The sequence below is a fragment of the Calothrix rhizosoleniae SC01 genome (genome assembly GCF_900185595.1).
GTDB classification, from domain to species: Bacteria; Cyanobacteriota; Cyanobacteriia; order Cyanobacteriales; family Nostocaceae; genus Calothrix_A; species Calothrix_A rhizosoleniae.
The window spans coordinates 1-10,518 of record NZ_FYBH01000180.1; the positions used below are offsets into that span (position 1 = coordinate 1).

11 protein-coding genes are annotated in these 10,518 nt (G+C 32.6%); all 11 read left to right on the forward strand.

What is annotated here, in order from left to right:
* On the forward strand, positions 1-533 hold a 533-nt coding region (locus CALSC_RS10995; protein ID WP_143288222.1), incomplete at its 5' end, for a CpsD/CapB family tyrosine-protein kinase.
* 61 nt (positions 534-594) lie between these two features.
* Entirely contained in the window at positions 595-1,329 is a 735-nt protein-coding gene (locus CALSC_RS11000; protein ID WP_088241392.1) for a class I SAM-dependent methyltransferase, read from the forward strand.
* Between the two features lie 78 nt (positions 1,330-1,407).
* Positions 1,408-2,163 (forward strand): class I SAM-dependent methyltransferase, encoded by a 756-nt coding sequence (locus CALSC_RS11005; protein ID WP_088241393.1) that lies wholly within the window; start codon positions 1,408-1,410, stop codon positions 2,161-2,163.
* A 24-nt stretch (positions 2,164-2,187) separates the two neighbouring features.
* The gene (locus CALSC_RS25880; protein WP_143288223.1) at positions 2,188-3,063 is read left to right on the forward strand and encodes a glycosyltransferase family protein; all 876 of its coding nucleotides are present in this window, start codon (positions 2,188-2,190) and stop codon (positions 3,061-3,063) included.
* Positions 2,987-3,247 carry a glycosyltransferase family protein gene (locus CALSC_RS28175; RefSeq protein ID WP_159460600.1) on the forward strand — a complete coding sequence of 87 codons (261 nt, stop codon included), beginning with the start codon at positions 2,987-2,989 and terminating at the stop codon, positions 3,245-3,247. Before CALSC_RS25880 ends, CALSC_RS28175 begins: the two co-directional genes overlap by 77 nt.
* Positions 3,248-3,418: 171 nt before the next feature.
* On the forward strand, positions 3,419-4,663 hold the full coding sequence (locus CALSC_RS11015; protein WP_088241395.1) for a lipopolysaccharide biosynthesis protein: 1,245 nt from the start codon (positions 3,419-3,421) through the stop codon (positions 4,661-4,663).
* Positions 4,664-4,677: 14 nt separating this feature from the next.
* Entirely contained in the window at positions 4,678-6,108 is a 1,431-nt protein-coding gene (locus tag CALSC_RS11020; protein ID WP_088241396.1) for a hypothetical protein, read from the forward strand.
* 39 nt (positions 6,109-6,147) lie between these two features.
* On the forward strand, positions 6,148-7,275 hold the full coding sequence (locus CALSC_RS11025; RefSeq protein WP_088241397.1) for a glycosyltransferase family 4 protein: 1,128 nt from the start codon (positions 6,148-6,150) through the stop codon (positions 7,273-7,275).
* Positions 7,265-8,440 carry a glycosyltransferase gene (locus CALSC_RS11030; RefSeq protein WP_159460601.1) on the forward strand — a complete coding sequence of 392 codons (1,176 nt, stop codon included), beginning with the start codon at positions 7,265-7,267 and terminating at the stop codon, positions 8,438-8,440. Before CALSC_RS11025 ends, CALSC_RS11030 begins: the two co-directional genes overlap by 11 nt.
* Before the next feature lie 46 nt (positions 8,441-8,486).
* The gene (locus tag CALSC_RS11035) at positions 8,487-9,320 is read left to right on the forward strand and encodes a glycosyltransferase family 2 protein (RefSeq protein ID WP_088241399.1); all 834 of its coding nucleotides are present in this window, start codon (positions 8,487-8,489) and stop codon (positions 9,318-9,320) included.
* A 97-nt stretch (positions 9,321-9,417) separates the two neighbouring features.
* Positions 9,418-10,422 (forward strand): phytanoyl-CoA dioxygenase family protein, encoded by a 1,005-nt coding sequence (locus CALSC_RS11040; RefSeq protein WP_088241400.1) that lies wholly within the window; start codon positions 9,418-9,420, stop codon positions 10,420-10,422.
* Positions 10,423-10,518 lie beyond the last annotated feature (96 nt).

Consider the following 10,518-nt stretch of genomic DNA (forward strand, 5'->3'; position numbering starts at 1 on the left):
CTCAACTGGGTAAACGGGTGCTATTAATTGACGCAGATATGCGTCGTCCCCGACAACATAAAATTTGGCAAATACAGAATTTTTCCGGTTTGAGTAATGTTTTAGTCAATCAGGCACAATTACCAAATACGGCTCAGGAGGCTTTAGTGACGTTGGATGTGTTACCTGTGGGGCAAATTCCTCCCAACCCTGTGTCTCTATTGGATTCCCAACGTATGGGGACTGTGGTGAAGGAAGCGATTGAGTATTATGATTTTGTAATTATTGATACTCCGCCTTTGACTGCGGTGGCGGATGCGTTGGTAATTGCTAAGTTTGTGGATGGGATATTGTTGGTGGTGCGTCCTGGGGAGGTTGAGTCTGGGGCGGTGAGTACGGCGAAGTCGGCGTTGGAGCAGGCGAAGGTGGATGTTTTGGGGATGATTGTGAATGGTGTTAGTGGTGGTAGTAGTTATGGTGGATACTATTATTCTAAGGGGTATTACGGAAGTAGGGAGAATATGGAAGGTGTGGGGATAAAGATAGGAAAGTAAGAGATAAATATAATTATTTTGCTATTTTGAACATATAGAAAAATAAAAATATATAAAGATAATGATTGATGATTACCGTAGTTTTATTTATAAATCGTATGTTACATCTCGTCAAGAACCTCTTGCTCCAGAAAATTTGACAGGACTTAAAAATCGTGAATCACGACTAATGCAATTTATATGTAATTACTTTCCCAAAAAACGCGAAGTAAAAATTTTAGATTTAGGATGTGGTCATGGAGCTTTAATTTATTTTGCAATAAAAATGGGCTACCACAACATTTATGGTGTGGATTGTTCTCCAGAACAAGTAGCATTTGCAAAGCAATTGGGAATTGACAATGTTCAAGAAGACGATTTGATGAATACTCTCAATTCTCATCCTCCAAATTCACTAGATGTTATTATCAGTTATGACGTTATTGAGCATTTTAATAAAAATGAGTTAATAAATTTTGTTGTAGAAATTGTACGAGTATTAAAAACTGACGGATACTGGATTATTCATATTCCTAATGGAGGATCAATATTCAGCAATAATGTACTGTATGGTGATTTTACTCATGAGATAGCTTTTACTGCTACTTCAATAACACAATTATTAAAAGCTTCTGGTTTTAGGGAGGTAAAATGTTTTGAAGAATATCCTCCAACGAATGGGTTTAAAGGTATAGTCAGATTCTTAATTTGGAAATTTATTAGAGTAATATTAAAATTTTATTTGGCAGTTGAAACTGGTGGAGGAGGAAAGGAGAGTATTTTTAGCCAAAATTTTATAGTAGTAGCTACCAAATAAAATGCTACAAGTATTAATTTTCAAATATAACTAGCAAATAAAAAAATATAATTCAATTAAAAATATAAGTTATATACTATGGAATCAAATAGTGTGCAAAGGTTACAATTAGGGATATCACGTCTAGAAAATCTTACTCCTGAAGCATTAGAGATATTTTTAGATAAAAGTTGGATACATTTTGGAGATGTGGAACATCATCCATTATCTTTAGATAGATTGTCTTTCTCTTACATATTTCAAGTTTTAACTAAAAGTAGCTTTAAAAAGACCATCACTAAAATTGGCAATAAAATTTTTAAATTAACTGGGAAGTCAACGAAAGAGGCTAAGGAAGATTACTATAAACGTACAAATTTCAAAGAATTTTACTATGAGAAAGGAGATAAATTACCATTTGATAATGATTCAGTTGATTTTATTTATTCTGAGCACTTTTTTGAGCATTTATTCTTTGATGAAGCTTTATCATTATTACGAGAATGTCATAGGATTTTAAAACCTAATGGAGTTATTAGAACTTGTGTCCCTGATGCTGACTTACGGACTTATGCACCTCCAGAACCTGCTGGATATCCAGATGTAAAACTTCCTTGGAATCATCCTTCAAAAAATAAGATAAGATGGTCAGTTTATTCTTTTTCTGAAGCTTTAAAAATAGCTAATTTATTTCCAATACCTTTGTTTTATTGTGATAAATCAGGTCAGTATATATGTAACGAGCCGACATCTCATCAAACAGATTATGAAGACTGTACTGATGCAGATATGATATTTAATTTTAACTATATTATGAAAAAAAGATCACTTATTGTGGATGGTATTAAACATTAATCTTTATATTTAATCTCAGTAGCTATGAAAATTTTCTTTGCTGGATATTTAGATGCTCAATGGATGACTGGTTGGCAGAGATGTCAAGTTTTGAAAGAATTAGGTAATGAAGTTTACGAATTTAATCAACATAAGAGTTGGAAGGTTTCTTCAACTCAAACAATCTTAAAATATGTTACAAATCAGTTCTTTTTTGACACAAAAAAGATTAATGTATTTAATCAAATTTTTTTAAATGAATTTATAGCATATAAGCCAGAAGTCGCTTGGATTGAAAAATCATTGCTTTTATTACCTGAAACACTAGAAAAAGCTAGAGAATTATTCCCAAATTGTATTTTTATTTGTTTTCAGGAAGATGATCCATTTAGCCCTATGAATATAGCAGAACTTCCTGTTTGGAAAAATTTCATTGACTCAATTCCAGCTTATGATATTCATTTTGTGTGGAGAGAATTTAACGTAAAAGAGTTTATTGACCATGGAGCACAAAATGTATACCTTTATCGACATGGTTACTATAAACATATTTTTCATCCCTTTTTAAAAAATATAAATAATTATAATTATGAACATGATGTTTTGTTTGTTGGTTATGCAAGAGATAAAAGAAAAGCAGATATTTATAATTTAATTATTCAAGAAAAAATACCTGTTAATATTTATGGAGGACGGTGGAATAGAACCTTAGCTTATTATCTAAAACGGGACTTATTCCATCCACCAATATTTGGTAAAGACTACGTGAAAAAGATTTGGTATAGCAAAATTTCTTTAGGATTTGTTTCTGCAGCAAATCGGGATCAATTTACTTTACGCACTTTTGAAATTCCGGCTTGCAAAGGATTTTTTTTTAGCACAAAGAACAGACAAACATCTAGAGATATACGAGGAGGGTAAAGAAGCTGAATTTTTTAGTTCATCAGAAGAATGTGCTGATAAAATTCGTTTTTATTTAAAAAACGAAGACGCTAGACAAAAGATTGCAGAGGCAGGTTATCAACGTTGTATTCAATCTGAATATAGTTTGCATCATAGGTTATCTAAAGCTTTAGAGAAAGTAAAATTGCTACAAAAATGTTAACTTTATATTGAATTAAGTGATGTTTTATAAAACATGAACCTAGAAAATAATGAAAAATTAATACAATAATTATTGGTTTGAGCAAGATAAGCTCAACAGAACTAATATATTGAAATGTGCAATATACTTTTTCAAAATAATACTTTATATTTTTTTTAATAGTTAACTGACGTGTTAGATGTAGCTAGACAATTAATTAAAATACTTGATAAAGTTACTCCTGGAGCCTCACGCAGTTTAGGATGGGAAATGGCTTTAACAGGACTTATTTTTCCGGCATCTATTCTAGTTAATCGTACTTTAGGTGCAGAAGAAAGAGGATTATTTAGTTTAGTTTTACTGGTTCCATCTACAATCATCATTTTAGGAACTTGCCAATGGGATCGATTAGTTAGAGGATTAATAACTTCTAAACAAATATCTCCTAAGGAAGCTTGGCGTAGAACTATCTATTACAGTTGGTGGCTATCAATAATCATTATTCCCCTAGGAATAATAGCTAGTCTAGCTTACATTCAACTTAGCCTCCCAAATCGTTTACTGAGTGCCATATATTCCCTGAGCTTTCCTATAATTATGCTCTCAGGAAGTCTATCTTCAATTTATCTTGCCGCAGGTAGTATTAACCGGCAATACTCAATGCGGATAGCTTATCAAACAAGCTATATTTTCTTAGTATTTGGGCTATTAAGTTTAGATTGGTTATCAGTATCTTCCTTAGTTATCATTTATATTATCATTTGGTCTATTTCTCTTTTAGTAGGATTATTTAGAAAAGGAAAATATATCAAAGGCATCATCTTTTCAGAAAAACCATCTTTTTCACCTTTAATCAAAAGTTTTTTACCTTATGCTTTTGAGAGTTTTAGTTTGAATGCCGATACATGGGCTTTTTCATTATTCAGTCCTTTGGCTAGTTTAGGATATTACGTAGGTATTAAAGGTTTAATGCAGCCTATAGGATTACTCTCTAATGCTCTTAACAGTGGTAGTACAGCACGATTAAATTGGACAAATTCATCAGTAGTAAGGCGCTATCTTTTAAAGTATGTATTTGCCATGATTTCTATGTTACTAGGGTTAGTTGTAGGAGGAACATTAATAGGAACAGATCTAATAGGATTATTTTTAGGCAAGAGTTTTTCCGGTGGAGAATGGATGATTCCTTGGATTTCATTAATTGTAGTATCAAATGCTATAGGAACACAGTTTCATTTTGCACTTCAATTTTCTGGATTGAAAAATGCCTACTTATTAACTCAGACAATATATGCAACAGTACGTTTCAGTTTAATCCTAAGTCTTGGTTGGCAATTTGCTGAATTGGGTATATTTCTAGGCTGTATATTTTCTGCAATAATAAAGTGCATGATTTGTAGTTATTTTTTACTTAATTTTAGTTCACAAAAATATTGATATAAATAATTTTTATGAAATCAAAAAATCATATTTTATTGCTATTATTGTTATTATTGTTATTATTGTGTGCGTCTTTAAGGCTATTTGAAGTTTTTTTAGGGTTAATAGCTCTGATTCCATTGTTTATTCTCATACGTCATTCTTTTTTAGATGGGTCATTTAAGATTCGTTTACTGTCCATAGCTTATATATTAGGTTCAATTAATTGTTGGATTATAGGATTTCTAGGATGTGTTTATATTGTTTCTAATTCAGGCTATGAAATAGCAGAATATCCACTTATAACTATGTTTTTAATAAATCTTGTTACTTGGGGAGGATTGATAGGTTCTTTGATTGCAAAACCTTTAAAAATTATCACTAATAGTAAAAATATTATATTTACAAAACTATCAAATCATTTAATTAAAAAAGCCTTTAATATTACTCTATTAATTTTTTTTGTGTTTATATTATCTGCTCATATAACAGGTTATTTTAATATAAGATTTGAGATAGGCACTAAGATACCAGTTGGTTCCCCATTATATATACTTCAAGGTTTAAGTGTATTTATGCCTCTAGTCTTTTTTTTTGCAGGAGCTAGCTTATCATATCCTATTTTTTTAAAGAGGAATATTTTGTTTATCACTACTCCTATTATTGGAGCCTTAATTTTAAGTTTAACCGGAGGACGTGAGGGAAGTTTACGTGTAATATTATATTTTTTGGTGGGAAGTTTAGGCTCAAAAATAAAACTCAAGCAAATTAGGACATTAATACTGACTTTTATTCCTTTATTTATAGTTATAATCGCAATTATTGGATCAGCAAGAAACATTGAATATTTCGCATCTACCGATCTAGCGTCTCGTGTTGAACTCATTTATCAAGTTGCTGTTGGAGAAATAAAACCTAACGTAGTTACAGTCAATGAAGACCCGTTGTATGGTACATTGATTCGTATGACAGAGCCAACAGGTCAGCTAGTAATAGATAAAGTTTTTGAAAGCGAGCAATATATTGGATTTCAGAATTTAGAATCTGTAGTTACAATTTTTTTGCCAAACTTTATTTCTGGTGGAGTTAAAAACTTGTCAGAGGCATCTGAAAGATTGAAAGATTATGGTGTCAGAATTACAGAATTCACAAATGCACCTATAACTTTAATGGCTGACTCTTTTGAACGTTGGAGTTTGTTTGGTGTATTTATAATCTCATTATTCACTTCTTTCTACTTAAGTTATTTAGGCCGCTTATTAAATAATATAAAAAATCCATTATTTCAATATATGCTGTTAATATCATTTTCTTTTAGAAGCTTAAGAATTTATACAAACTCTATTTTAACTTTAATCAATTTAGTTATTTATGAATTTGGAAGAGATGCTTTATTATTATACTTATTATGTTTATTGATTAAGAAAATACCAGATGGTAAACAAAACCGTATTACTTCATAGAAAATCCAAGTTTAAAAAATTTAAGAACAAGAATTGATAATGCAAATACTAGCTTTAATCCCAGATGCCTTTGGAGGCCGTGGAGGTATAGCAAAATTCAATCGAGACTTACTCACAGCTTTATGCAACTATCCTCAGACAACAGAAGTGGTTGCAATTCCGCGCAAAAAAATCATAGACCCCATAAACTTTCTTCCTAAAAAATTAACCTATGTGACTTCCGGATTAAAGGGAAAACTGAACTACGGCATAGCAATTTTGCAAACAGTTAAGCGTAATCCCAAATTTGATTTAATCATATGTGGTCATATTAATTTTACACCTCTTGCCTATTTAATCCATCTTTGGACAAAAGCACCTTTTTATTTAATACTTCATGGTTATGAAGCTTGGCAACCTTCTCCTAGCTGGCTAGTTAATAATTTACTCAAAAAAATAAACGGAATTATCTGTGTAAGCGAACTAACAAAACAACGATTTTTAAACTGGACAAAATTAGAAAATATTAAAGAAGTTATTTTACCTAATACAGTTAACCTTGAAGGATTTACACCAGAAGCAAAAAATCCTGAGTTACTGAAACGCTATCAGTTAGAAGGTAAAACTATATTAATGACTTTAGGTCGTCTAGACTTTCGCGAACGTTACAAAGGCTTTGATGAAGTAATAGAAGTTTTATCAAATCTGGTTGAGGAAATGCCTAATTTAGTCTATATTATCGCAGGTCAAGGAAAAGACCGCCCAAGACTAGAAGCAAAGGTCAAGTCTTTAAGAATTGAAAAACATGTTGTATTTACAGGGTTTGTACCTGAGCTAGAGAAAGCTGACCATTACAGATTAGCAGATGCTTACGTAATGCCAAGTAAAGGCGAAGGTTTCGGCATCGTTTTATTAGAAGCAATGGCTTGCGGTGTTCCTGTAGTTGCCAGCAAACTTGACGGTAGTCGAGAAGCATTACGAAATGGATTATTAGGTATATTAGTTAATCCGAATAACCCCAAAGAAATCAAAGCAGCTATTTTAGAAGCTTTAAAGCGTCCCAAAGGAATAGTTCCCGAAGGCTTAGATTATTTTTCTGATGATAATTTTGAAAAGAGATGTCACGAAATTCTTGGCAGCTTAAACATTTCTCCTGCAAAAGAAGATGCGAGTAATTATGTCAAATAAGCTTAAAATTCTCCACTACATACCAGTTTATGCCCCGGCATGGAAATTTGGCGGACCAGTTCTCAGCGTCAGCCAATTATGCGAAGGATTAGCAAATATGGGCCATGAAGTCGAAGTTTTTACCTCTAACGCTGGTTTAGAAAATCAACCAGAATTACCTCTAAATAAACAAATTATACGTAACGGTGTCAAAGTAACTTATTTTGAACAAAAACCAGGAATGGGTATTCATTGTCCTGGTATGGAACAAGCAGTAAAAGAACGAGTAAAAGAATTTGATATTATTCATATTACAGGGGTTTGGCAGCGCACCAGTGGAGCGGCATGTAAAACAGCTAAAAGTCAAGGTATTCCTTATGTTGTTTCCCCACGGGGTGCATTAGGTCCTTATTCTTGGCGACAAAAAACAGTTAAAAAGGCAGTATACTATTTATTACAAGAAAGCTTTAACGTCAGAAATGCTAGTGGTATCCACTACACTGCTCAGCAAGAATTAGAAGAATGTAACTGGCTACAATTACCTGGTCAACCTTTTATTATTCCTAATGGTTTAGACATCAACTTTTGGCAACCTGCAACTGAAAAAGCAAAAGATTGGCGCAAATTTAAAAATTTAAATGAAGATGATTTTATTATATTGAATGTAGGACGTTTACACGACAAAAAAGGGCTAGATTTACTACCAGAAGTTTTAGCTCCATTGAGAGATTTAAAATGGAAAATGATTTTTGTTGGTGGTGATGATGATGGGACTAAAGCCTTATTGCAACATAAATTTAGAAGTGCAAATTTACTAAAAAAAGTAATTTTCATTGATAGATGTGAGCCAAAAGAACTGCCGATAATATACTCTACTGCTAATTTATTTGTTTTACCTAGTCGTCACGAAAATTTTGGAAATGTAATTGTGGAGGCTTTGGCTTGTGAATGTCCTGTTCTAATATCTGACAAAGTTGGACTGCACAATGAAATCTCTGAAACAACTATGGGATGGGTGCGTCCACGAGTTCCAGTAGAATGGACAAATACTATCAAAGAATTGATACAATCTCCATTTAAATTGCAAAAAATAGCATCTAAATCTAGAGAATGGACAAATTCTATTTTTTCTATTGAGAAGACAGCCCAAGATATGGCAAATCATTATATTGATATCCTCAAATAAAAATAGAAATTATTTAAGCTGTAATACATTGGTATATTTAGTAACCATGAATTTTCTTATTAGCGTTGTAATTCTTACTAAAAATGAAGAATCAAACATTCAAAGATGTATATCTTCTCTGGAATGGTGTAATGAAGTTGTTGTAGTTGATTCTGGAAGCAAAGACACAACAGTTCAATTAGCAACAAAATTAGGTGCAAAAGTCTTTGTAAATATTCCAATAGGTCTTTTCAGTGCAGCAAAACAACGTAATTGGGCTTTGCATAACTGTGATTTAAAAGGTGATTGGGTTTTATTTGTTGATGCTGATGAAGTTATACCAGCATCTTTAGTAAATGAAATTAGGGAAACATGCTCACATACTACCTTCAATGCTTTTCAACTAACACCTCGATATTTATTTTGGGGTAAGTGGCTAAAGCGTAGCCTGGGCTACCCAAATTGGCATGACCGTTTATTAAAGAGAGGCGAGGTTTTTTATGAGGATGAAAGTGGTTCGATGGAATGTTTTACAAAGGATACAAAGACATCAAGATTATATGAACCCTACGATCACTACGCCAACTCAAAAGGATTTTCTGATTGGTTAGAGCGACATGACCGTTATTCCTCTTGGGAAGCAAAGTGGGCATTTGATTTTTTGGAAACAAATAATCTGGAAGCATTTGGTACAAAAGGTAAAAATAGACTACGTGTCATAGCAGCAAAATTTTGGTTATTACGTCCCCCAGCACGCTTTATTTATATGTATTTCATTAGACTCGGTTTTTTAGAAGGTTGGGAATCATTTATTTACTGCTTACTTCATGCAATGTATGAGTTTATGACTATTATTAAGATAATTGAGTTAAAGCGTAAAAAAGCTGGTTTATCAATTTAAACATTAGACATCCCTGGGAATTTAGTTTTTGTCCAGTAATTTTAGTGGTTTCAAGCTAATTGTCAGAGAGGTATATTAGTATTTACTAAGGTATGTCATGGAAAGAAGAAATAATCTGTTTACAATCAATTCTCCAACAGGAGAAGAAATCAAAATTCCATTAACTGTCGATTCAGATTCTGACATATACAGTAGCCTGAAAACGCCAGAAGATATTCAGAACTATTACCACGAAAATGGCTATGTAGTTATTCGCAATTTGATTCCATCAGAACTGTGTGATGTCGCACGCAAATTTTTTGCAACAGAAATTAAACCTTATCAGAAATATCTATACCGTCAAGCAACAGCAAATCCTGAAAAGCATGTCCTGACTTCTCATGGCTATATGCTCAACTCTTTGCTGAATATTCAAGATATTAATACCAAAAAATTTCCTAACTTCAAACAAACAGGACTATCAATTCTGACTCATGAGAATATCCAGAAAGTAGTTTCTATGATTTTAGGTGAACCTGGAACTATTATCCAAACCATGTACTTCGAGGGTAATCCCGCAACATGGGCACATCAAGATACTTATTACTTAGATTCTACAGAACTTGGTAAGATGACAGCTGTGTGGGTTGCAGTTGAAGATATCCAACCAGGTGCTGGAAGATTCTATGTCTATCCTGGTAGCCACAAAATTGATATGGCAAACAATGGTGGAGATTTTGATATAGCTTTCAACCATACTAAATACAAGGAACTAGTGATTGATATTATCAAAAAGTATCAATTGAAATGTCATGCTCCTGCTTTAAAAAAAGGTGATGCTTTTTTCTGGAATTCTAAAACTATTCATGGTAGTTTAGAGACTTCACAACCGGAGTATTCTCGTAGTTCATTTACGGCTCACTTCATCCCCAGTTCTACAGAGCATCTACAGTACCAAAAACGAGTGAGAAAGTTTAATTTAAAACAAATAAATGCAATGAATGTTGATCATCCTAAAGACTTAGACAATATCAAAAATCAATTGTTTTTTTCTCTAGAAACTCAATTCCCTAAACAAATTCAATACCTCAAACGTCTCGCTATCAAAGCGATTGTGAAGTAGCGTTATTATACATAACCTACAAAAATAAACTATGCAGAAAATCACCATTCTCACCCAATACTTCCACCCCAGTCTCTCCGCCACCTCCCAACTAAG

Bases quoted from the DNA above. Each gene is read 5' to 3' on its own strand.
- CALSC_RS11005 (WP_088241393.1), top strand. From the start codon at position 1,408: ATGGAATCAAATAGTGTGCAAAGGTTACAATTAGGGATATCACGTCTA.
- CALSC_RS11030 (WP_159460601.1), top strand. From the start codon at position 7,265: ATGTCAAATAAGCTTAAAATTCTCCACTACATACCAGTTTATGCCCCG.
- CALSC_RS11000 (WP_088241392.1), top strand. From the start codon at position 595: ATGATTGATGATTACCGTAGTTTTATTTATAAATCGTATGTTACATCT.
- CALSC_RS11025 (WP_088241397.1), top strand. From the start codon at position 6,148: ATGCAAATACTAGCTTTAATCCCAGATGCCTTTGGAGGCCGTGGAGGT.
- CALSC_RS11035 (WP_088241399.1), top strand. From the start codon at position 8,487: ATGAATTTTCTTATTAGCGTTGTAATTCTTACTAAAAATGAAGAATCA.
- CALSC_RS11020 (WP_088241396.1), top strand. From the start codon at position 4,678: ATGAAATCAAAAAATCATATTTTATTGCTATTATTGTTATTATTGTTA.
- CALSC_RS25880 (WP_143288223.1), top strand. From the start codon at position 2,188: ATGAAAATTTTCTTTGCTGGATATTTAGATGCTCAATGGATGACTGGT.
- CALSC_RS11040 (WP_088241400.1), top strand. From the start codon at position 9,418: ATGGAAAGAAGAAATAATCTGTTTACAATCAATTCTCCAACAGGAGAA.